Origin of the sequence: Actinomycetospora straminea (assembly GCF_028737255.1) — a bacterium.
Classification (GTDB): domain Bacteria; phylum Actinomycetota; class Actinomycetes; order Mycobacteriales; family Pseudonocardiaceae; genus Actinomycetospora; species Actinomycetospora straminea.
In genome coordinates, this window is the sequence record NZ_JAQZAN010000003.1 from 350,086 (window position 1) to 371,870 (window position 21,785).

Genomic DNA, 21,785 nt, shown 5'->3' on the forward strand with positions numbered 1-21,785 from the left:
CCCCGTCACCGCAGCTCGGCCGGCAGCCCGAACCGCGCGTGGTGCTCGGCGCCGATGAACGAGGTCACCGCGGCGATCCGGTCGCCGCGCAGGGTGAGGACGTCGATCGACCACGGGCGGTGCGGCTCGTCCGCGGGCGCCGCGGGCGGACGGAGGTACGACGCCACCGCGACCTGCCCGTTCGCCGTGACCTCGAGGTGGCGCCACGACCCGCAGCCGCCGAGCGGGACGGCGCGCGCGAAGGCCGCCACCGGCCCGAGGCCCGCGTACCAGTGCGCCATCGGCGGCATCGACCACGTGACGTCCTCGGTGAGCAGCGCGACGAGCGCCTCGGCGTCGCCCCGCTGCAGCGCGGAGGAGTAGCCGGTGACGACGTCGCGCAGCCGGGCGTCGTCGACCTCGCGCAGCGTGCGCTGCTGGGTGGGGTCCGGGACCTTCTCGGCGACCAGCTTCCGGGCCCGCTGCAGCGCCGAGTTGACCGACGCCGTCGAGGTGTCCATCGTCGCGGCGATCTCCGCGGCCGAGAACCCGAGCACCTCGAACAGCACCAGCGCCGCCCGCTGGTTGCCCGGCAGGTGCTGCAGGGCGGCGACGAACGCGAGCTCCACCGCCTCGCGCTCCTCGGCCCGCGCGCCCGGCTCGTCGGGGTACGGGCCGAGCCACGCGACCTCGGTGACCGGCACGTCGCCCGTCACGGGCCGGTCGCTCGCGGGACCGAGGTCCATCGGCAGCGCCCGACGGCCGCGCGCGTCGACGAGGTCGAGGCACACGCGCGTGGCGACGGTGTGGAGCCACGTGCGCAGCGAGCTGCGCCCCTGGAAGCCGCCGAGCCCCCGCCACGCCTTGACCAGCGCGTCCTGCAGCGCGTCGTCGGCGTCGTGGGCGGACCCGAGGATGCGGTAGCAGTGCGCGTGCAGCTCGCGGCGCAGCGGCGCGACCAGCCGGCCGAAGGCGGCGTCGTCCCCGTCCCGGGCCAGCGCGAGATCGCCGTCGACGTCCCGGACCGTCGTCTCGCCCACGCCCTAGGAGTCTGCCGCAGCCGGCCCCTCGGGGTCCCGTCCCCGCTCGAAGTCCTCGGAGGCCTCGTCGAGGAAGAGCGAGATCGCGGCGGGCATCGACTCGCGGAACGTCGCGAGCAGCGCCTGCGCGGCCACCGGTTGCAGCGCGCCGACGACGTCGCGGACCTGCTGGGTACGGTCGGCGGGCAGCCCCTCGCCGACGTACTCGGCCCACACCGTGCGCCGGAACAGGTCGACGAACCGCGCCGTCACCGCGCCGACGTGGGTCGTCAGCTCCTCGCGCATGACGATGAGGTCGGCGGCGGGCATCCCGAGGCGCACCGCCTCGGCCCCGGCGCGGACCAGCCCGGGGTTGGGGATGCGGGCGCGCCCGCCGTCGAGCTCGACGATCAGCCCGGCGTCGACGAGCGCCCGCCAGGTCTCGTCCCCGACCTCGACACCGAGCCAGCCGGGCAGCTCCGCGGCCGCCATCTCCAGCGCGGGCTCTGGGGCCCAGGGCGCGAGCATGTGCAGGTACTGGGAGAGCGCCTCCTCGGCGGACTGCCGGGGGGTCGCCGTCACGAGGCGCTCGATCGCCGACAGCGAGAAGCCCTGCTCCTGGAGCTGGGTGATGAGCTCGAGGCGGGCGAGGTGCTCCGGGCCGTAGTAGCCGGTGCGACCCCGGAGGCGCGGGGACGGGAGCAGGCCGCGGGCGGCGTGGGCGCGGACGTTGCGCACCGTCATCCCCGCTCGTCGTGCGAGCACGTCGACGGTCATGTCCTGCGTCGACCGTCCCTCGTCCCCGGTGTCCACCGCCCCCCACGCTACTGATCGTCCTTCGTGACACCTCGAGGCGACATATGACACGTGATCGTGTTTCATGACGCGGGCCACGGGTCATCCCAGGGCAACGCACCAGTAACTGTGACGGCTGGTTCCTGGTACCAACGGTACCGTGTAGCGTGGTGGAGGTGAGCGACGTGACCGAAGGCCAGACTCCCGGCCGACTCCCCAGCGGTGTGCGCCGTCTGCGCAAGGTGGCCTCCCGCTTCACCACCCCGCTGCTCCCCGACGACTACCTGTCCCTGATCAACCCCTTGTGGTCGGCCCGCGAGCTGCGCGGGAAGGTCGTCAAGGTGGTGCCCGAGACCGAGGACGCGGTCACCCTCGTCATCAAGCCCGGCTGGGGGTGGTCGTTCGACCACCAGGCGGGCCAGTACGTGGGCATCGCGGTCCAGGTCGAGGGGCGCTTCCACTGGCGGTCCTACTCCCTGACGTCGCCGCCGAAGAAGGACCAGGGCCACCTCTCGGTCACGGTCAAGGCGATGCCGGAGGGCTTCCTCTCGAAGCACCTGGTGGAGGGCCTCGAGCCCGGCACGATCGTGCGCCTGGCCCCGCCGAAGGGCGAGTTCGTCCTCCCCGACCCGCCGCCGAAGAAGATCCTGTTCCTCACCGGCGGCAGCGGCGTCACGCCGATCATCGCGATGCTGCGCACCCTCGACCGCCGCGGCACGATGCCCGACGTCCTCGTCGCGCACTCGGCGCCGGACGAGGACAGCCTGATCTTCGCCGACGAGCTCGACCGGCTGGCCGAGAAGCACGAGAACCTGCGGCTGCACAAGCAGTACACGCGCACGGAGGGCCACCTCGACCTGGAGAACCTCGCCGACCTCTGCCCCGACTGGCAGGAGCGCCAGGCCTGGGTGTGCGGCCCGAACGCGCTGCTCGACGAGGCCGAGCGCGTGTGGTCCGAGGCCGGGCTCGACGAGCAGCTGCACCTCGAGCGCTTCTCGGTCGACCTCGCCGGCGGCGAGGCCGAGGGCGGCACGGTGACCTTCAGCCAGTCCGGGAAGGACATCGAGATCGACGGCGCCACGACGCTGCTCGAGGCCGGCGAGCAGGCCGGCCTCCAGCTCCCGTTCGGCTGCCGCATGGGCATCTGCCACACCTGCGTCGTCCCGCTGCGCCAGGGCGTCGTCCGCGACCTGCGCGACGGCACCGAGCACCGGGCCGACGGGTCCGGCGGCGCCGACTGGGACGCGGTGAAGATCCAGACCTGCGTCGGTGCCGCCGCCGGCGACGTCGTCCTCGATGTCTAGTAGCGACGTCTAGTCCCGACGCCCGGTCCCCGTCCCCCGCAGTCAACGCCAGCACGGTCACCAGTCCCCGCCGGAGAGGAACCGAGACATGGCCATCGCCGACGTCAAGGAGTTCGCCCACCTCACTGAGGCGGACGTGGAGGCACTCGGACGCGAGTTCGACCAGATCCGCGCCGACTTCGAGGAGAAGCTCGGCGAGGAGGACGCCACCTACATCCGGCGTCTCATCACCATCCAGCGGCGTCTCAACGTCGCCTCCCGGGCGATGCTGTTCGGCAGCCACCGCCGCGAGCTGTGGTGGGCCGGCGCGCTGACGCTGGCCGTGGCCAAGATCCTCGAGAACATGGAGATCGGCCACAACGTCATGCACGGCCAGTGGGACTGGATGAACGATCCGGAGGTCCACTCGTCGACGTGGGAGTGGGACAACGTCTGCCCCGCGGACCAGTGGAAGCACTCCCACAACTACCTGCACCACACGTACACGAACGTGATCGGCAAGGACAAGGACGTCGGGTACGAGATCCTCCGCGTCCGGTCCGACCAGCCGTGGCACCCGTACTACCTGACCCAGCCCGTCGTGAACGCGATGCTGATGCTGGCGTTCGAGTACGGCGTCTCGCTCCACGACCTCGACATCGACGGGCTCGTCCGCTGGCAGATCGAGGACCCGGAGGAGTTCAAGAAGAAGTTCAAGGGGATCCTGGTCAAGCAGGCCCGCCAGATCGGCAAGGACTACATCCTCTTCCCGGCCCTGACCGGCAAGAACTTCCGCCCGACGGCGACGGCGAACCTGACGGCGAACCTCATCCGCAACGTCTGGTCCTACGCGATCATCTTCTGCGGACACTTCCCCGACGGCGCCGAGGTGTTCACCGAGGAGGAGCTCGAGTCCGAGACGCAGGGCGAGTGGTACCTGCGCCAGCTGCTCGCCTCGGCGAACTTCACCGGCAACCGGCTGATGCACGTCATGTCCGGCAGCCTCGGCTACCAGATCGAGCACCACCTGTACCCGGACCTGCCGTCCAACCGGTACCCGGCGATCCAGGAGCGCGTCCGCGCGCTGTGCGAGAAGTACGACCTGCCCTACACCACGGGCTCGTTCCCGAAGCAGTTCTGGCAGGCCACGCGCTCGATCTGGCGGCTGTCGCTGCCCGCCAGGAAGATGCGCGAGGCCTCGGAGAAGCGCCAGTCGCTCGGGCTCCCGCGCTACCGCGGCGCCGTGCCGTCGACCGGTGACCAGACGCCGCAGGCCGGCCAGACCCCACCGGCCCCGGCCAACACCCCGGGGCACCCGAACCCCACCGGATCGACCTCGGCCTGAGGCTCCCCGGCGAGTCGGCGGAGCGTCACCGGTGCGGTGGCGCTCCGCCGACGTCCGTCCGCTCCAGGACCCTCTAGGAACCCAGCGCCAGGACGTTGCAGACGTCGCCGCGCGGGCCCGTGCCGGTGAGGCCGCGCTGGGAGCGGATGCGCTCGGCGAGGTACTCGGCGTCGCGCCCGACGCCGGAGAAGCGGCCCGAGCCCCAGGTCCACAGCCACGGCAGGCCGAGGAAGTACAGGCCCGGCGAGCTGGTCACGCCGCGGGTGTGGGCCGGCGCGCCGCGCCCGGTGAACACCGGCACGTCGACCCAGCGGAAGTCCTGGCGGAAGCCGATGCACCACACCACCGACGTGATGCCCGTGTCGGCCAGGCGCAGCTCGGTCGTCTCGGCCCGCGGGCGCCACACGGGCGTGTAGCGCTCCTCGACGGGGGCGTCGACCTGCTGCTCGGCGATGTACTTGTCGATCGTGTCCTTGATCGACTCCGAGACCTCGTCGGCGTGGTCGAGGCGCCTCGTGAGGTCGGCGTCGAAGTGCAGCACGCCGTCGCGGTGGTCGGTGAGCAGGCCGTAGAGGCGCATGCCGTCGCGGGCGTGGGCGCGCAGGTCGATGTCGCGGCCGCCGTCGCGCCCGGTGACGTAGTGGTTGGCCTGGGCCCGGACCGCCTCGCGCCGCGGGTGCTCGGTGACGGGCATGTCGTAGTAGCCCATCTCGGCGAGCCAGTCGGTGACGTCGCGGCCGCGGTAGAACCGCGCCACCCGCGGCGCGTCGCCGACGACGAGGTGGACCTGCCGGCCCTCGAGGTGCAGGTCCTCCGCGATCTGCGCGCCGGACTGCCCGCTGCCGACGACGAGGACCTCACCGGGAGGCAGCTGCGCGCCGCTCTTGTAGTGGTGCGACTGGACCTGCGTGATCCCGGCCGGGAGCGGCTCGGACAGCGGTGGGGTGATCGGCGTGTGGTAGCCGCCGGTGGCGACGACGACCTGATCGGCGGTGAGGTCGCCGGCGCTCGTCGTCAGGTGGTAGGTGCCGCGCGGGTCGCGGGAGACGCGGGTGACCTCCACGCCCTCGACGATCGGCGGGTCGACGAACGCCCGGTACGCCTCGAGGTAGTCGACGATCTGGTCGCGGACCATGAAGCCGTGCGGGTCGTCGCCCGCGTACGGGAAGTCGGGTAGCTGGCACTGCCAGTTGGGCGTGACCAGGCAGAACGTGTCCCAGCGGTAGGTCTTCCAGGAGTGCGCCACCTCGGCCCGCTCGAGCACGACGTGGTCGATGCCCCGACGGCCCAGGCACCGGCTCATCGACAGCCCGGCCTGCCCGCCCCCCACGACGACGACCGGCCAGTGCCCGCCCGACAGTTCCATGATCGCTCCCCGCGTCGCTCGGATTCCTCCTCACGATCAGCGGGGTCGATTGCCGGGTGATTGCCTCCGGACTGCGCGCTCGTTGCCGCGTGTAACGGGTCAGGACGAGACCGGGACCGGCGCCCGCTTGAGCTCCGGGATCACCTCGCGGGCGAAGATCTCCGTGTTGCGGCGGACCATGTCGGCCGGCATGGCGCCGATCGTCAGCATCGCCATGAGCTGGCCGAACCCGAGCTCGTCGCGCAGCTCGCCGAGGCGGTTGCGGACCTGCTCGGGCCCGCCGACCACGACGTACCCGTGCTCGAGCAGCTCCTCGTAGGACAGTTCCGGGTAGGCCTTCAGATTGGCCTTGAGCAGGCCCTTCATGGCCGCCGGGCTCATGTACCCGGGCGGGAAGACGATCTCGAGGCCCTGCCGGAGCCCCCGGTGGAAGAGCCACTCGACGTACTGGCGGGCCTCGCGGTGGGCCGACGCGTCGTCCTCGCCGACGAACACCGGCAGCGCCATCCCGATCTTCTCGGGCTCCGGGACGTAGCCCAGGTCCGCGGCGGCGGCGCGGTAGCCGTCGAACCACGTCTTCACGACCTTCGTCGGGGCGTACACCGAGACGTAGGTGTAGTGGTTTGCGGCGACCCAGCGCATCGTCTCCGGGCTGCCGGCGCCGGGGACGGCGATCGGCGGATGCGGCTGCTGCAGCGGGCGCGGCCAGATGTTGACGTAGCGGTACTCGTAGTGCTCGCCGTACCAGCTGAACGGACCCGGCTCGGTCCACGCCTTCTTGATCAGGTCGTGGGCCTCGTTGAACCGCGTCCGCGAGTCGGCGGGGTTGATGCTGTGGCCGAAGTGCTCCCAGCCGATCCCGCGCACGAAGCCCGAGAGCAGCCGGCCCTTCGTCAGGTGGTCGAGCATCGCGATCTCCTCGGCCACCCGCAGCGGGTTGCCGCGCAGGGGGATCGCGTTGCCCAGCACCATGATCGTCGCCCGGCTGGTCCGGCGGGCCAGCGCCGCGGCCATGATGTTGGGCGAGGGCATCGTCCCGTAGGCCGACTGGTGGTGCTCGTTGACGACGATGCCGTCGAAGCCCACCGCCTCCGCGTACTCGAGCTCGTCGAGGTAGCGGTGGTAGAGGTCGACGCCGATCGCCGGATCGAAATGGGCGTTCGAGAAGGTCAGCGACGGCGAGGGGTACTTCTCGACGTCGTCGAAGTCGTCGGGCAGGTACGGGTACGGCATCAGGTGGAAGAAGTTGACCTTCACTTCTCGGCTCCCAGGTGCTCGACGATCGCGGCGGTGACCTCGGCGGGCCTCTCTCCGTGGAGGGCGTGTCCGCAGTCCTCGACGACCCGGAGCTCGGCGTCCGGGATGCGGGCGGCGTAGCGCTCGGCGTGCGCGCGGGGGACCAGGCGGTCCTCGCCCGCGGCGAGCACGAGGGTCGGCGCGCTGATCCGGTGCAGGCGGCGCTCGAGCTTCGGGTCGTTGAGGAACGGGTGCCAGCCGAAGCGGGCCAGGGCGCCGAGGTCGCGGTAGGTGGCGAGGATCTGGTCGGTGGTCGGTGCGGCCGACAGCGCGGCGGTCACCAGGGCCTCGTCGTGGAACAGCGCGCGCATCAGCTGCGGCGGGTTCATGAGGAACAGGTCCGCCACCGGCGCCTCCGGGATCCGCAGCCCGACCGCCGCCCCGAGCACGAGCCGGCGCACGCGCTCGGGGGAGTGCACCGCGAGCTCGGCGGCCACCCAGCCGCCGAACGACAGGCCCACGACGTCCACCTGCGCGAGGCCGAGACCGTCGAGCAGGTCGAGGTAGTGGTAGACGAGGTCGTCGACGGTGTGGATCTCGGGCAGGTCGTCGGAGAGGCCGAACCCGGGGTGGTCGGGGGCGACGAGGTCGCCGGTGGCGACGAGCCCGAGCTGCAGCGGGCCCCACTCGTTCGCGCCGCCGGCGGAGTGCAGGAGGAGCACCGGGTGGCCCTGCCCGGCGCGGCGGTAGGCGATCTCGCCGCTGCCGGCCTTCCTGCGCTGGACCGCCGGCGTGGCCGGCTCGGCGTCGGTGACGGTCATGGACCCTCCTGGTCAGGAAGCGCCGGTTCGGGTCAGGATGTGACTGCGGACACTACGAAGAGCGCCGCGCTCCGCACGATCCGTTGACCGCCGACGTCGGCCGGTTCCTGCAGCGGATCCCGTCCTCGGGGGGACACGAGATGTCACTCGCCTTCACCGAGGACCTGGTGCGCCCGGACCTCGGCGACGCGGACACGGTCGACATCCGCACGCCGCACCCGTCCCTGGCCCGCTCGCGGACGATCGAGTTCCTCGGCTGCGGGCACGCGATGACGGTCGACGGCGACGCCGACGACTTCGACGCCGCGGTGTCCTGGCGGCGGGTCGGCGAGGTCGGTGTGCTGCGCTCGCGCTACCGCGCGCCCGTCACCGTCACCTGCACGCCCCCGATCCCTTGGGTGACGATCAGCTTCGTCCCGCGCGGCGCGGTGTCGTTCGCGGCCGCGGGGCGGACCACCACCGGCGACCGCCGTCGCGGCGTCGTCCTCGACTACGCCGAGCGCGTGGACATGCGCTGGGGCCCGGGCACCGAGCAGTTCATGGTCGCGGTCGCGCGCGACCGGCTCGAGCGGGGGCTGCGCACGCTCGTCGAGGACGCCCCCGACGCGCCGCTGGTGTTCGAGCCGGGACTCGAGGTCGACGGCGCGGGGCACGCCGTGGTCGGCGCGGTGGCGAGCCTGCGGGCCCTGCTCGCGCACTCGTCCGGGCCGCCGCCGGCGGTCCTGACCGGCGAGGTCGAGCACGCCGTCGTGACGGCGCTGCTGCTCGGGACGCGGCACAACCACCGGGAACGGATCTTCCGCCGGTCACCGCCCGCGCCGCCGCGGGTGCTGCGCCGGGTGCTCGAGCTGGTCGAGTCCGCCCACGACCGGGCGCTCACCGTCGCCGACCTGGCCGCGCACGCCGGCACCAGCGAGCGGGCGCTGCACGCGGCCTTCCGCCGCGAGCTCGGCACCACCCCCATGGCCTACCTGCGGGGGCGTCGCCTCGACGCCGCCCGCGAGGACCTGCTCGCCGCCGAGCCGGGCGACGGGGTCGCGGCGATCGCAATGCGGCACGGGTTCGCGCACCTCGGGCGGTTCGCGGCGGCGTACCGGGCGCGGTTCTCCGAGGCGCCGTCGACGACGTTGCGGCGGTGAGCCGGCGGCTCAGAGGTCGACGAGGACGATCCCGACGGTCACCACCGCGGCCGCGACCACGCGGCTGCGGCCGAAGCGCTCGCCGAGGAACACCGTGCCGATCACGGCGCCGATGACGATGCTCGTCTCGCGGAGCGCGGCGACGGCGGCGGTGGCCCCGCTGGTCTGGGCGACGAGCACCAGCCCGTAGGCGGCGAGCGAGACCAGGCCGCCGCCGAGGCCGGCGAGGAGGACTCTCCGGTCCAGTGTGCGGAGCCGTCGTCCCCGACGGGCCAGGGCGATCACCGGCATCACCGGCCCCTGGAGCAGGAACATCCACGCCGCGTAGACCGGGACGGGCGTGGTGGCGACGGCGGTGGCGTCGACGGCCGTGGCGTCGACGACCGTGTAGGCGGCGATGCTCAGTCCCGTCGCCAGCGCGGCGCCGAGGGCCGGGAGCGAGGCGCGGGAGAGGCGGCCGCCGTCGAGGGCGAGGCTGAGCAGCCCCAGCGAGATCACGCCGATCCCGACCAGCTGGAGGGCGGGCACGTGCTCGCCGCGGGCGAGCTCGACCAGCGCGACGACCCACGGCGCGGTCCCGCGGGCGACGGGATACACCTGGCTGAAGTCGCCGAGCTGGTAGCTCCACCACAGCAGCAGCACGTAGACGACGTGGATGCCCGCCGAGGCCAGGATCGCCGGCCAGGCTCCGGCCGGCGGCGGGCCCAGCGCCAGCGCGGCGCCGCCGCCGACCACGACGTAGGTCGCGCCGATGAGCGCGAACCCGACGAGGCGGTCGGGGACGCCGTGGGCGACGGCGTTCCACGTCGCGTGCAGGACCGCGGCGAGCAGGGTGAGGATCGTGATCGCGGGTGTCACCGAGGAGGCTCCCTGGTGTCGCTGCCCGACCGGAGGCGGGCACGTCGAACAGGAGCCCTCGGGGCTTCTCTCCCGTCAGGTGTCGACCGGCCCGGACCGTGGGTCGGGGGCGGTCGTGGCGCCGCTCGGTCCAGACCCCGGCCGTCCCTGGTTGTGGGCTGGGCGGCGGGAGGCGGGCGGAACCCTAGGCGCAACCACGTGCTGGGACGGGACCCTAACCCGGCATCGCCCCGGGCGAGGGGTCGAGCGGGGCGTCCGCGGGGCCCTCGTGCCCGCTGAGGAGCGGGGAGCCGGGTGGTCGGAGGGCCTCCTGGTCACGAGCCGGGTCGCCCCGGCGGACGAGTCGCCACGCGAGCCGTCGGATGGTCGCGAAGCGGCCCGCGGTGTCGGGGTGACCCCGTATCATCGAACACGTGTTCGACAGCGGATGGGCGGCGGTGGCCGAGGAGCCACGTCCCTCTGCTGCGCCGTGCTGGTCGCGGTGGGCGCCGGGCCCCGAGCTCGCGTCGGCCCTGGAGGGCTCCGAGCCCGTCGACCTCGCCGACGACGAGGGCTACGACGCCGCGGAGCGACTCGCCGGCTGGGAGGCGATCGTCAACTGGGCGACCGGCCGCCTCCATCGCGAGACCGCCCACTACCTGCAGGCGCGCGTGGCCCGGGCGCGCGGCGCCGGGCGGGGCGAGCTGGCGTCCGAGGCCGTGGCGATGGAGGTCGCCACCCTCGCCCGCATCTCACCGCGCTCGGGCGAGATCCGCATCCACCAGGCCGGCGCCCTCGTCGAGCAGCTGCCGTGCACGCTCGCGGCGCTCGAGGACGGGCGCATCTCCCTCGGGCACGCGCGGGCGGTGCTCGACCAGGTCGAGCTCTGCGATCCCGGCACCGCCCGGGCGGTGGACGCCGAGCTGTGGGCGCGCCCGGCCCGCGACCGCACGCCGGCGCAGCTGCGCGACGTGGTCCGCCGGATCGTGGCCCGGCTCGATCCCGAGATGGTCCGCCGCCGCCCCGAGCAGGCCCGGAAGACGCGGGAGCTGCGCTACTGGTCGGAGGACCACGGGGCCACCGGCGTGATCCAGCTGCGCCTGCCCGGCGACGAGGCGCGCGGCGTCTACTCGATCATCGACACCCTGGCCCGCGCCGCCGGCGACGCCCCGGACGGCGAGCAGCGCACCCTGGCGCAGAAGCGCGCCGACACCGCCCGCGACCTGGTGCTCGACGGCGCCACGGCTGGTGGCGGCGACTGCTGCTGCGGTGACGCCGCGGGCGTCGGCGTGACGGGCGAGGGTGCCGCGGGTGACCGCCGCGACGCCGACGCCGAGGACGCGTCGAGCGCCGAGGACGCGTCGAGCACCGAGGACGCGTCGAGCACCGAGGACGCGTCGAGCACCGAGGACGCTGAGGACACCGAGGACGACCCCGCCGCGGACGTGTCCGGGGAGCGCGGGGCGCCGCGACCCGACGCCGAGGACGCGCGCGACCCGGCGCGCGGGGTCCGGGCCGGGCGGCGGTCGCCGATCCGGGCCGAGGTGCGGGTGACCATCGGGTGGGACGTGCTGGCCGGGTTCTCCGACCGTCCGGGTGAGCTCGAGGGCCACGGCCCGATCCCGGCCGCCATGGCCCGACGTCTCGCGTCCGACCCCGGCGCCTGGTGGCGGCGGCTGCTGACCGACCCGGTCACCGGCACCGCGGCCCACCTCGACGCCCGCCGCTACCGACCACCCGCGTCGATGCAGGACTTCGTGCGGGCCCGCGACATGACGTGTGCGGCGCCCGGGTGCCGGGTGCCGGCGGCGCGCTGCGACCTCGACCACGTGGTGCGCTACGAGCACGACAAACCGGGTGGTGGTGCCGGGCGCACCCGTGGCGACACCCTCAAGCCCGCGTGCCGTCGACATCACCGGATCAAGACGCACGGAGGGTGGTCGGCGACGCTCGGCCCCGACCCGGACGGCGGCAGCGCGCCGGTGATCACCTGGACGTCCCCGTCGGGCCATCGGTGGTGGGTGCGCTCGCCGGCGCTCGACCCGCCGTTGGACCGGCCGCAGTGGGGCGACGGCGTCCCTGACGACCCGCGTCATGATCAGGACGAGGACAGGGGCGGGGCAGCCGGCGGCGAGGTCGACGGCTGGCCGTCGCTGGTCGACTCGTGGCGACGGCGGGAGGCGGTGCGTCCGGCGGACCACGGTCGGCGGGCGGGCTGACACACCGGCCTCGGACCGCCGTCACCTCCCGCAGACCGGGAGCCCCTGCTGCGCCGGGCCCGCGACCACAGCAGGCTGGGAGCGTGCGGACGGACGTGGTCGTCGTGGGCGCCGGGCCGGCGGGGCTGGTCCTCGCGTGGCTGCTGCAGCGGGCGGGGGTGGAGACGACCGTCGTGGAGGCCCAGCCGCACGACCAGCTCGGCAAGCTCCCCAAGGCCGGCATCGTCGAGTACCGGACCGTGCAGCTGCTGACCGCCGAGGGCCTGGGCGGCGCGGTCCTCGACTTCGCGGCCGAGAACCACCGCTGCGAGTTCCGCACCGCCGACGAGTCGGTGCTCGTCGACTACGGCGCGCTCACCGGCGGGCGGCCCCACTACGTGTTCCCGCAGCACGAGCTCGTCGCCCGAGTCGCCACGTCGTTCCTCGACGAGGGCGGCCGGGTGCTGTTCGAGCACCGCGTCACCGGCGTCGAGCAGGACGCCGACGGCGCGCGGGTGACCACGACCGGGCCGGACGGGCCGCAGGAGCTCCACGCCGAGGTGGTCGTGGGCTGCGACGGGGCGGGCAGCGCGGTGGCCCGGTCGCTGGCCGGGCACGTCACCTCGCACGAGCGTCGCCACCCCCAGCGCTTCCTCGTCATCAGCGCCGCGATGCCCCCGCTGGTCGACCACACGATCTACGCGGCCCATCCGCGCGGCTACGCCGCCCACATGCGCCGGCTGCCCGAGGTCACGCGCCTCTACCTCGAGGTCCCCGGCGACCAGGGCCCCGCCGACTGGCCGCACGACCGCATCCGCGACGAGGTCGGCCGGCGGCTCGGCGCCGACCTCGGTGGCGTCGAGCTCCCGGAGGTCGACGTCCTCGACCTCCGGGTCCGGGTGACGACGCCCATGCAGCACGGCCGGGTCTTCCTGGTCGGCGACGCGGCGCACCTCATCACACCCGCCGGCGGCAAGGGCATGAACCTCGCGATCTTCGACGCCGTGGAGCTCGCCCACGGGCTGGTCGAGCGGTTCGGCCCGCAGGGCGACCCCGCCCGCAGCGAGCGCTACAGCGCGACCCGCCTGCCCGCGATCTGGCGCACCGAGGCGTTCTCCGACTGGTTCCTGCGGATCATGACGGCCCCGCCCGGCGCGGGCGACGAGCGCGACGGCTTCGGCCTCGGGCTGCGCGAGGGCTGGGTGTCGTCGCTGCAGCGTGACCCGCTGCTGCGCCGGTGGTTCGCCCACTCCTACGCGGGCGTCGACCCGCAGGACGCGTAGCTCAGGCAGCTGGGCCGGCCACCCGCGCCCGCCGGTGTGCCGCCATGCGCGCGGGGGCGTCGGCGGCGCCGTGCCCCGCGTAGCCGCCGACGCGCTGGACGGCCTCGACGAACACCCGCCCGCCGAGCACCTCGGTCACGACGTGCCGGTACTCGCCGTGCTCGTCGCGGTCGACCAGGACGCGGTGGGCGCGCAGCTCGGCGGCCGTCTCCTCGTCGACCCACCCCCGGGCGACGAGGTCGTCGTAGTGGTTCGGCCCGACGTCGACCAGCCGCACGCCGGCGGCTGTCGCCGCCCGCGCGACGGCGAGGACGTCGTCGACGGCCAGCGCGAGCGACTGCGGCGCGGGGACCCCGGGCGCCCAGCCCCCGCGGCGGACCACCGACGACGACAGCACGATGCGCAGCGCGTCCGCGCCCGTCCCCGCGGCGAGCAGCCGGCTGCGGACCAGCCCGAACGGCGCGGCGACCTCCCACTCGCCGACGGGCTCCAGGCCGAGGCAGGCGCGGTGGAAGAGCGAGGTCTCGCCGACGTCGTCCCACGGCGGCGTCAGCGCGACGTGGTCGATGCCGGCGACGTGGCCCGGACGGCGCGGGACCCCGGTCGGCACGAAGTCGCCGGGCCAGAAGTCGGCGCGGCCGGGCTCGGGGCGCTGCGGGCAGCAGAGCAGCAGTGACCCGTCCGGCGCGCCGACGGCACGCAGGTCGGCCTCGTCCGCGGCGTGTGGCAGGTCCCGGCGCGGGGCGAGCAGCGCCTCGGCCCGGCGCGCCAGGGCCTCCGGGTCGTCGGTGCGCACCGCGAGGCCCGCGATCGACGTGGTGGGCACCGGCTCCTCGCTGACGACCACCCGCGCCTCGCCCGCCTCCCACAGCGTCACCGGCTTCGTGCGGTGCCGACCGGTGGCGTCGAGACCCAGCGCGTGCAGGACGGTGCCGATCTCGTCGGCGGTGTCGGGGTCGACGGCGAGCTCGACGAACGCGGGGCCGTGCACCGGCGGGCGCGGCGGCAGGGTGCCGGCGACGCCGACCGTCTCCTCGAGGGCGAGCAGCGAGCGCCGCGCGTCGCGGGCGGCGCGCCACGGGTCGGCCTGGCGCACGACGTCGTTGAACACCTCCAGCGACCACGGCCCGGCGTACCCCGCGGCGGCGACCGCGCCGGTGAACCCCGCGAGGTCGAAGGCGCCCTGACCGGGGAAGAGCCGGTGGTGGCGGCTCCACGGGAGCACGTCCATGGCGAGCTCGGGGGCGTCCGCGAGCTGCACGAAGAAGATCTTCTCGCCGGGGACGTCGCGGATCGGCGCGGGGTCGGAGCCGCGCGAGAGGATGTGGAAGCTGTCGAGGCACACGCCCAGCGCCGGGTGGTCGGCGGCTTCGACGATGCGCCACGACCGGTCCCAGGTGTCGACGTGCCGGCCCCACGCCAGCGCCTCGTAGGCCAGGCGCAGGCCCCGGTCGGCCGCCCGCGACGCGGCGACGTGCAGCTGCTCGGCGGCGAGGTCGTCGTCGTCCACCGCGTGCGGGTGCACCGACGAGCACACGAGCGCGGTGGTGACACCGAGCTGCTCCATCACCGCGAACTTGCGGTCGAGGCGGCGCAGGGCGTCGGCGAAGTCGTCCGGCGGGAGCGCCTCGAGGTCCCGGACCGGCTGGAACAGCTCGATCGCGAGCCCCAGGTCGGCGCACCGCGCGGCGATCTCCGCCGGCCGCTCCGGCGAGGCCAGCATGTCCGGCTCGAAGATCTCCACGCCGTCGAAGCCCGCCGCGGCGGCCGCGGCCAGCTTGTCCTCGAGCAGCCCGGAGAGGCAGACGGTGGCGAGGGCGTGACGGGGCACGATCGCTCCTTCCGACGGCAGGGTCACGACGACGGCAGGGTCAGGACGACGGGGGCGGTCAGGGAGACGCGGCGACCAGCTCGGTGAAGTGGCCGAGCATCCGGTCCGCGTCGGGCTCCACGCCGGTGAAGAGCCGGAACGCGTCGATGGCCTGGAACACGGCCATGCCGCCGCCGTCGAGCACCCGCAGCCCGCGGGCCCGGGCCGTGCGCACGAGCTCGGTCTCCAGCGGCCGGTACACGACGTCGGCGACCCACAGCCGCGGGTCCAGCAGCTCGGCGGGCACGGGGGAGCCGGGGTGGCCGGCCATCCCGGTCGGTGTCGCGTGGACCAGGCCGTCGGCGTCGGCGAGCGCCGCGGCCAGGGCCGACGCGGGCACGGCCGAGGCCGCCGGCACCGCCCGCGCGAGCGCCGCCGCGCGGGACGGGTCCGCGTCCACCACGGTCAGCCGGCCGGCCCCGAGGCGCACCAGCGCGTGCGCGACGGCCGCGCCCGCGCCGCCGGCCCCGAGCACCACGACGTGCCCGAGCGCGGCGTCCGGCAGCCCGCGGCGCAGGGACGTCGCGAACCCCGACCAGTCGGTGTTGTCTCCGGCGGCGATGCCGTCGGGGCCGAGCACGATGGTGTTCACCGCGCCCAGGGCCTCGGCGTCGGGGGACAGGGTGTCGAGGTGCGGCAGCACGGTCTGCTTGACGGGGTGGGTGAGGTTGAGGCCCCGGAAGCCGGCGAGCCGGGCCGCGTCGAGCACGCGGCCGACGTCGCCGGCACCCAGCCCGAGCACGTCGAGGTCGAGGCGCTGGTAGAGGTAGCGCATCCCCTGCGCGTCGCCCTCGCGCTCGTGCAGTGCCGGGGTCAGCGACGGCCCGATCCCGGAGCCGACGAGGCCCACGAGCACCCGCGAGGTGCCGACCAGCGTGCCGTTGGGCGACCTCACCACGAGCCGGCCGACGCCGCCGCGGCCGGCGCGTCGTGGAACGTCTCGAGCTCGGCGGTCGGGACGTGCGCGGTCTCGCGGGTGGTCGCGGCGGCCGCGGCGGCGAGGACGCAGAGCACCGCGCCCAGGACGGCGACCGGCACCCAGCCGTTCGGGCCGTCGCCGGCCATCGCGGCGGCGATCGTCGGCACGAACCCGCCGATGGCGAACCCGATCTGCGTGCCCAGCGCGACGCCGGTCAGGCGCACGCGCGTCGGGAACATCTCGCCGTAGAGCGCGGGCCACACCCCGTTGGCGGCGCTGTAGACGACGCCGGAGAGCAGGATGCCGGTGAGGAAGACGAGCAGGTAGGCGCCAGACGAGATCGCCCACAGGTACAGGGCGAAGGCGACCGCGCTGCCCAGCGCGCCGCCGATGAACACCGGCCGGCGCCCGATCCGGTCGGCCAGCCGCGCCCACAGCGGGATCGCGGCGAGCGCCACGACGTTGGCGAGGATGCCGACCCAGAGCATCGCGGTGCGCGAGAGGTCACGGTCGCCGGTGGCGAACGACAGGGCCCAGACGCTGACGAGCGTGCTCACCGACGACACGAGCGCGGCCAGCACGACGCGCAGCACCGCTGCCCAGTGCTTGCGCAGCAGGACGACCAGCGGGGCGCCGTCCTGCTCGGTGTCCGTCTCGGCGAAGACCGGCGTCTCGCCCAGGGTGCGCCGGATGACCAGGCCCGCGACGACCACGACCACGCTCAGCCAGAACGGCACCCGCCAGCCCCAGCTCAGCAACTGCTCCTGCGGCAGGGCGGCGAACGGCAGGAACACCGCGGACGCGAGCACCAGGCCGGCCTGCGTGCCGCCGAGGGTGAAGCTCGTGAAGAAGGCGCGTCGCCCGTCCGGGGCGTGCTCGAGCGTCATCGAGCTGGCGCCGGCCTGCTCGCCGCCCGCGGAGAAGCCCTGCGCGAGGCGCGCCACGACGAGCAGGATCGGTGCGACCACGCCGGCCGTCGCGTAGCTCGGCAGGCAGCCGATCGCGAACGTCGACACCCCCATGAGCAGGATCGTCGCCACGAGGACGCGCTTGCGCCCCACGCGGTCGCCGATGTGCCCGAGCACGATCGCGCCGAGCGGGCGGGCGACGTAGCCGACGCCGAACGTCGCGAGGGCCAGCAGCGTCCCGGCGGCCGGGCTCGACGACGGGAAGAACACGTCGTCGAAGACCAGTGCGGCGGCCGTGCCGTAGATGAAGAAGTCGTAGTACTCCAGCGCGCTGCCGATCCAGGCGGCCAGCGCGGCCCGGCGCGGCTGGGCCTGTGGCGGTGCGGCGTCAGGAGTGGGTGCGGAGGGGTGCGTCATGGGCGGGCTCCCGGCTCGTGCGGCGGTGCACGACACCCGCGGCGGACCGCGAATGTACCGTTTGGTTACGTACCGGATGGTGAGTTGGATGACACCGCCGTGTCAAGGGAGGGTCAGGTCCGGGCCGGCCCGGACCGGCGTCAGTCCCGGCCGACGTGCGCCGTCAGGTACTCGACGACGAGGTCGCCCAGCATCCGGCGGTAGTGGTCGCGCCGGGCGGGGTCGAGCATGTCCCGGCCCAGCACGGCGTGGAACGTGTGCCGGTTGGCCGTGCGGAACACGCAGAACGCGCTGATCACCATGTGCACGTCGACGGCGTCGACGTCGTCGCGGAAGAGCCCCGACGCCCGCCCGCGCGCGAGCACGCGGTCGAGCACCTCCACGGCCGGCTCGGCGAGGCCGGGCAGCACCGACGAGGTGCGCAGGTGCTCGGCGTGGTGGATGTTCTCGATGCTCACGAGGCGGATGAAGTCCGGGTGGGCCTCGTGGTGGTCGAAGGTCAGGTCGGTCAGCGCGCGGACCGCGGCGGTGGGGTGCAGGTGCTCGACGTCCACGTCCTGCTCGAGCGCGCGGATGCCGCGGTACGCCTGCTCGAGGACCGCGAGGTAGAGGCCCTGCTTGCTGCCGAAGTAGTAGTAGAGCATCCGCTTGGTGGTACGGGTCTTCGCGGCGATCTCGTCGACGCGCGCACCGGCGAGGCCGCGGGTCGCGAACTCCTCGGTGGCGACGGCGAGGATCTCGGCGCGGGTGCGCACCGCGTCCCGCTGCTTCTCGCCGGTGGTCTGCCGACCTGCGCCCACGCGAGGAAGTCAATCACGGGTCGCGGCCGTCACGAATGAACCAGATGGTGAACGACCCCCCCCGACGATGCCGGGGTGGTCGTCGCCCGCCGTCAGCCGCCGTGCGTCGCCCCCGAGTGGTACTCGGTGTACTGGTACGGGTTGTCGAGGATCGTGGTCTCCGGGATGTCCGGGTTCATCCCCTGACGCCAGGCGTCCTCGCCGAGCTCGCCGCGCAGGTGGTCGACGGTCTGCTCCACCGCGCGCCGGGCCGCGGCCAGGTCGATCCCGACGAGGCGGTGGTCGCGCTTCACGACCCGCCCGTCGACGAGCACCGCCTCGACGTCGCCGCGCTGGGCCTGGAACGCGACGTGGCCGTGCGGGTGGAGCAGCGGGAACATCACCGGCGAGTGCTCGTTGCGGATCAGCACCAGGTCGGCCTTCTTGCCCACCTCGACGCTGCCCAGGTCGTCCTCGCGGCCCAGGGCGCGCGCCCCGCCGCGGGTGGCCATGTCGACGACGTGCTCGGCGCGCAGGGCGGCGTGGGTGACGGTCTCGCCCTTGGCGTGGGCCTCGAGGTGCTCGCGGGAGCGGTCCGCGCCCAGCGTGGTGCGCATGGCCGTGAACAGGTCGCCGCTCCACCACACCGAGGTGTCCATCGACAGCGAGACCGGGATGTCGTGGCTGCGCAGCACCCAGGTGGGCGGGTAGCCCTGCCCGGCGCTCTGCTCGCTCTCGGTGGACACCGACACCGAGCCGCCGGTGGCCGCGATCCGCTGGTAGGAGTCGGCGGACAGCGTCGCGGCGTGCACGTAGACGGTGTCCGGGCGGGCGAAGCCGTGCTCGTGCATGAGGCGGATACCGTCGTCGTTGGTCGCGCCCCACACGCCGGCGTGGGTGGTGACGGGCAGGCCCAGGTCGCGGGCGACCTCGAACGCGGGCTTCTCCGGGAACGACGGGTCGCCGGTGACGTCGAAGGCGAGCTGGAAGCCCTCGACGTCGCCGCGGCGGCGGTCGAGGAAGTCGCGCAGCTCCGGGGTCGCGGTCCAGTTCTGGGGCGCGTCCTGGATGTTGCCGTAGGCGAGCACGAAGCGGCCCGGGACGGCGGCGAGCGCGTCGACCGCGGCATCGGCGTGCTCGGTGCTCTGCAGGCCGTGCGACCAGTCGACGCAGGTGGTGACGCCGGCGTCGACGGCCTCGATGGCGGCGAGCAGGTTGCCCGCGTGCACGTCCTGCGGGCGGAAGCGCCGGCCCCAGTCGAGGTAGTACCAGACGAAGTACTGGGTGAGCGTCCAGTCGGCGCCGTAGCCGCGCATCGCCGTCTGCCACATGTGCCGGTGCGTGTCGACCATGCCCGGCATGACGATCCCGCCGCGCGCGTCGATCTCCTCGGTGCCCGCCGGGACCTCGAGGTCGACGCCGATCGCGGCGACGCGGTCGTCGACGACGAGTACGTCGTGGCCCTCGAGCACGGTGTGCACGGCGTCGACGGTGAGCACCGTGCCGCCCCGCAGGACGACGGGACGCCGCTCGGCGGCGGGCTGGCTCATGGAGCGCTCCTCGATGGGCACGTCGCGGACAGGCGTCCGTCAGACGGTCGGATGACGTGGGTCACCTTCGTCCGATGATGGTCGAGTTGTCAACGACCCCGCCGGCAGGAGGCCCGGCGAGCCGGTCGTGGTCGTGCTGTCCGTCCAGCGGTCACAGCGGCTACAGTGCCGCGAGCCAGGTCGTGGAGGGGAGGCACCGTGCCGCGAGACGGAGCGGGGCCCGACTTCATCGAGGCCCTCGCGCGCGGGCTGGACGTCATCACCGCCTTCGGTGCCGAGCGCCCGGTGATGACGCTGGCCGAGGTCGCGGCGGCGACGGGGCTCGCGCGGCCGACGGCGCGGCGCATCCTGCTCACGCTCGCCGAGCTCGGCCACGTCCGCGCGGTCGAACGCGGGTACGTGCTCACCCCGCGCGTGCTCGACCTCGGCGTGGCCTACGTCGACGCCCTGGGCCTGTGGGAGGTCGCGCGCCCGCACCTCGAGCGCCTGGTCGAGCGCACCGGCGAGTCGTGCTCGATCGCGCAGCTCGACGGCTCGGACATCGTCTACGTCGCGCGCGTCGCCGTCCCGAAGATCGTCGCGCTGAGCGTGCAGATCGGGACGCGCTTCCCGGCCCTGCCGACGTCGCTGGGCAAGGTCCAGCTCGCCGCCCTCCCGCCCGACGAGCTCGAGCGCGTCCTCGCCGAGCCCACCCGCTCGGGTCTCACCCCGCGCTGGCGGCCCGACCCCGCCGAGCGCGACGCGGTGCTGCGCGAGGTCCGCGCCCGCGGCTGGGCGCTGACCGACGAGCAGCTGGCGCCGGGCATCCGCTCGGTGGCCGCACCCCTGCGCGACGGCGAGGGCCGCGTCGTCGCCGGCGTCAACGTCAACTGCCACGCCGCCGAGACGTCGGTGACGCACCTCCTCGAGCACCACCTGCCGCTGCTGCTCCAGGCGGCCGGCGACATCTCCGCCGACTTCGCCCGCCGCGCGGCACTCCCGCGGCGGACGCTGCCGGCGTCCTGAGCGGGTCGCTCAGGACTCCTCCTCGTCGGGGGCCACCGGCGTCTCGATCGGCTCGAGCTTCGAGAAGATCTCTTCGCGGCGGTGCTCGAACTGCTCGGGCAGCTGGAAGCGCTGCCCGAGCTCGTGCGGGGACTCGTCGCAGGTCCAGCCGCCCTCGGCGTGGGTCACGGCCAGCTCGAACAGCGCCCCGCCCGGGGTGCGCACGTAGACCGACTTGAAGTACTTGCGGTCCTTGAGCTCGGAGATGTCGGTGTAGCCGTTGCCCTCGATCTCGAACTTGAGGTCGTCCTGGTTCTCCAGGGTCTCGAGGTTCCACGCGACGTGGTGGAAGGTGCCGGCGCCGTAGCGCCAGGTGCCCTGGTCGTCGGTGTTGTCGGCGATCAGCTCGACGTGGTTGCCGTGGCTGTCCTGCCCGACCTGGTACGCCGCGCGGTCGCCGTCCTCGACGAGCTTGCCCTGCGAGTGGAAGACCTCCTCGGAGAACTCGACCATGCGCTCGGGGGTGGCCACGTGGATCCCGGTGCCGTGGATGCCGTGGATCGCGTACTCCGGCGGCACGCCCTGCCCCGGGTGGCCGACGCGCGGGTCGCCGTCGGCGGGGACCAGGGCGTACTCGATGCCGCAGGGGTGGCGGAACTCGAGGCGGCGCCGGTCGAAGACCTCGGTGTTCGTGACCTCGACCCCGCGGGAGGTCAGCCGCCGCTCCCAGAAGTCCAGCGAGTCGGCCGGCGCGGCGAGCAGCACCTCGCGCGCCTGGTTGGTGCCGCGGCGCCCGACCAGCCCGGCCTGGCGCCACGGGAACGTCGTGAGCACCGCCGACGGGTCGCCGGCCGCGTTCGAGTAGTACAGGTGGTAGATCGGCAGCGAGCCGTCGAAGAGCACGGTGCGCTTGATGAAGCGCATGCCCAGCGTGTCGACGTGGAAGTCGACGTCCTCCTGGGCGCCGGCCACCGAGAGCGTCGTGTGGTGGGAACCGCGGATGTGGGACACGGGACCTCCTCGGGAACGGGCGGAGCTCGGTCGGCGACGCCGGGTG

Annotated in this window: 18 protein-coding genes; 6 read left to right on the forward strand and 12 right to left on the reverse strand. The window is 74.1% G+C overall.

All coding sequences use genetic code 11. The features are described 5' to 3' along the window. Positions 1-5: 5 nt before the first annotated feature. A complete protein-coding gene (locus PH190_RS07070; protein WP_274230772.1) occupies positions 6-1,019 on the reverse strand; it encodes a sigma-70 family RNA polymerase sigma factor in 1,014 nt (337 codons plus the stop codon). 3 nt (positions 1,020-1,022) lie between these two features. Continuing rightward, positions 1,023-1,811: a MerR family transcriptional regulator gene (locus PH190_RS07075; protein WP_274230773.1), complete on the reverse strand. Its 789-nt coding sequence runs from the start codon at positions 1,809-1,811 to the stop codon at positions 1,023-1,025. Positions 1,812-1,969: 158 nt separating this feature from the next. On the opposite strand from PH190_RS07075, the gene PH190_RS07080 reads away from it, so the two are divergent. After that, positions 1,970-3,097 (forward strand): ferredoxin reductase, encoded by a 1,128-nt coding sequence (locus PH190_RS07080; RefSeq protein WP_274230774.1) that lies wholly within the window; start codon positions 1,970-1,972, stop codon positions 3,095-3,097. An 88-nt stretch (positions 3,098-3,185) separates the two neighbouring features. Beyond that, entirely contained in the window at positions 3,186-4,421 is a 1,236-nt protein-coding gene (locus PH190_RS07085) for a fatty acid desaturase family protein (RefSeq protein WP_274230775.1), read from the forward strand. Between the two features lie 73 nt (positions 4,422-4,494). Here PH190_RS07085 and PH190_RS07090 read toward each other — a convergent pair whose 3' ends face one another. From PH190_RS07090 to PH190_RS07100, 3 genes are all read right to left on the reverse strand, one after another. Next, positions 4,495-5,787, reverse strand: a complete 1,293-nt coding sequence (locus PH190_RS07090; protein WP_274230776.1) for an MSMEG_0569 family flavin-dependent oxidoreductase — start codon at positions 5,785-5,787, stop codon at positions 4,495-4,497. Between the two features lie 99 nt (positions 5,788-5,886). Next, complete coding sequence (locus PH190_RS07095; RefSeq protein ID WP_274230777.1) at positions 5,887-7,044, reverse strand: LLM class flavin-dependent oxidoreductase; 1,158 nt, start codon at positions 7,042-7,044, stop codon at positions 5,887-5,889. Beyond that, positions 7,041-7,844, reverse strand: a complete 804-nt coding sequence (locus tag PH190_RS07100) for an alpha/beta fold hydrolase (protein WP_274230778.1) — start codon at positions 7,842-7,844, stop codon at positions 7,041-7,043. Before PH190_RS07100 ends, PH190_RS07095 begins: the two co-directional genes overlap by 4 nt. Positions 7,845-7,984: 140 nt before the next feature. Between PH190_RS07100 and PH190_RS07105 the strand changes: the two genes are divergently transcribed. Then, positions 7,985-8,983 (forward strand): helix-turn-helix transcriptional regulator, encoded by a 999-nt coding sequence (locus PH190_RS07105; protein WP_274230779.1) that lies wholly within the window; start codon positions 7,985-7,987, stop codon positions 8,981-8,983. Between the two features lie 9 nt (positions 8,984-8,992). Here PH190_RS07105 and PH190_RS07110 read toward each other — a convergent pair whose 3' ends face one another. Further along, positions 8,993-9,841 carry a DMT family transporter gene (locus PH190_RS07110; RefSeq protein ID WP_274230780.1) on the reverse strand — a complete coding sequence of 283 codons (849 nt, stop codon included), beginning with the start codon at positions 9,839-9,841 and terminating at the stop codon, positions 8,993-8,995. Between the two features lie 413 nt (positions 9,842-10,254). Here PH190_RS07110 and PH190_RS07115 point away from each other — a divergent pair, with 413 nt between their 5' ends. Both PH190_RS07115 and PH190_RS07120 read left to right on the forward strand, forming a co-directional pair. Continuing rightward, positions 10,255-12,039, forward strand: coding sequence for an HNH endonuclease signature motif containing protein (locus tag PH190_RS07115; RefSeq protein ID WP_274230781.1), 1,785 nt, complete (start codon positions 10,255-10,257; stop codon positions 12,037-12,039). Between the two features lie 83 nt (positions 12,040-12,122). Beyond that, positions 12,123-13,301 carry an FAD-dependent monooxygenase gene (locus PH190_RS07120; protein WP_274230782.1) on the forward strand — a complete coding sequence of 393 codons (1,179 nt, stop codon included), beginning with the start codon at positions 12,123-12,125 and terminating at the stop codon, positions 13,299-13,301. A 1-nt stretch (position 13,302) separates the two neighbouring features. Here PH190_RS07120 and PH190_RS07125 read toward each other — a convergent pair whose 3' ends face one another. From PH190_RS07125 to PH190_RS07145, 5 genes are all read right to left on the reverse strand, one after another. Beyond that, positions 13,303-15,132, reverse strand: coding sequence for a sugar phosphate isomerase/epimerase and 4-hydroxyphenylpyruvate domain-containing protein (locus tag PH190_RS07125; protein WP_274230783.1), 1,830 nt, complete (start codon positions 15,130-15,132; stop codon positions 13,303-13,305). Between the two features lie 58 nt (positions 15,133-15,190). After that, positions 15,191-16,066, reverse strand: coding sequence for a shikimate dehydrogenase (locus PH190_RS07130; protein ID WP_274230784.1), 876 nt, complete (start codon positions 16,064-16,066; stop codon positions 15,191-15,193). Continuing rightward, positions 16,063-17,415: an MFS transporter gene (locus tag PH190_RS07135; protein WP_274230785.1), complete on the reverse strand. Its 1,353-nt coding sequence runs from the start codon at positions 17,413-17,415 to the stop codon at positions 16,063-16,065. Before PH190_RS07135 ends, PH190_RS07130 begins: the two co-directional genes overlap by 4 nt. Before the next feature lie 140 nt (positions 17,416-17,555). Continuing rightward, a complete protein-coding gene (locus tag PH190_RS07140; protein WP_274230786.1) occupies positions 17,556-18,215 on the reverse strand; it encodes a TetR/AcrR family transcriptional regulator in 660 nt (219 codons plus the stop codon). 92 nt (positions 18,216-18,307) lie between these two features. Beyond that, entirely contained in the window at positions 18,308-19,744 is a 1,437-nt protein-coding gene (locus tag PH190_RS07145) for an amidohydrolase family protein (RefSeq protein WP_274230787.1), read from the reverse strand. A 198-nt stretch (positions 19,745-19,942) separates the two neighbouring features. Between PH190_RS07145 and PH190_RS07150 the strand changes: the two genes are divergently transcribed. Continuing rightward, positions 19,943-20,749, forward strand: coding sequence for an IclR family transcriptional regulator domain-containing protein (locus tag PH190_RS07150; protein ID WP_274230788.1), 807 nt, complete (start codon positions 19,943-19,945; stop codon positions 20,747-20,749). A gap of 9 nt (positions 20,750-20,758) precedes the next feature. Here the strand turns inward: PH190_RS07150 and PH190_RS07155 are convergent, their stop codons facing one another. Then, a complete protein-coding gene (locus tag PH190_RS07155) occupies positions 20,759-21,739 on the reverse strand; it encodes a VOC family protein (RefSeq protein ID WP_274230789.1) in 981 nt (326 codons plus the stop codon). Between the last annotated feature and the right edge of the window lie 46 nt (positions 21,740-21,785).

What these genes read in the sequence shown, in the direction of transcription:
- PH190_RS07085 (WP_274230775.1), top strand. Translation starts at nt 3,186, where the DNA reads ATGGCCATCGCCGACGTCAAGGAGTTCGCCCACCTCACTGAGGCGGAC.
- PH190_RS07090 (WP_274230776.1), bottom strand. Translation starts at nt 5,787, where the DNA reads ATGGAACTGTCGGGCGGGCACTGGCCGGTCGTCGTCGTGGGGGGCGGG.
- PH190_RS07100 (WP_274230778.1), bottom strand. Translation starts at nt 7,844, where the DNA reads ATGACCGTCACCGACGCCGAGCCGGCCACGCCGGCGGTCCAGCGCAGG.
- PH190_RS07105 (WP_274230779.1), top strand. Translation starts at nt 7,985, where the DNA reads ATGTCACTCGCCTTCACCGAGGACCTGGTGCGCCCGGACCTCGGCGAC.
- PH190_RS07135 (WP_274230785.1), bottom strand. Translation starts at nt 17,415, where the DNA reads ATGACGCACCCCTCCGCACCCACTCCTGACGCCGCACCGCCACAGGCC.
- PH190_RS07145 (WP_274230787.1), bottom strand. Translation starts at nt 19,744, where the DNA reads ATGAGCCAGCCCGCCGCCGAGCGGCGTCCCGTCGTCCTGCGGGGCGGC.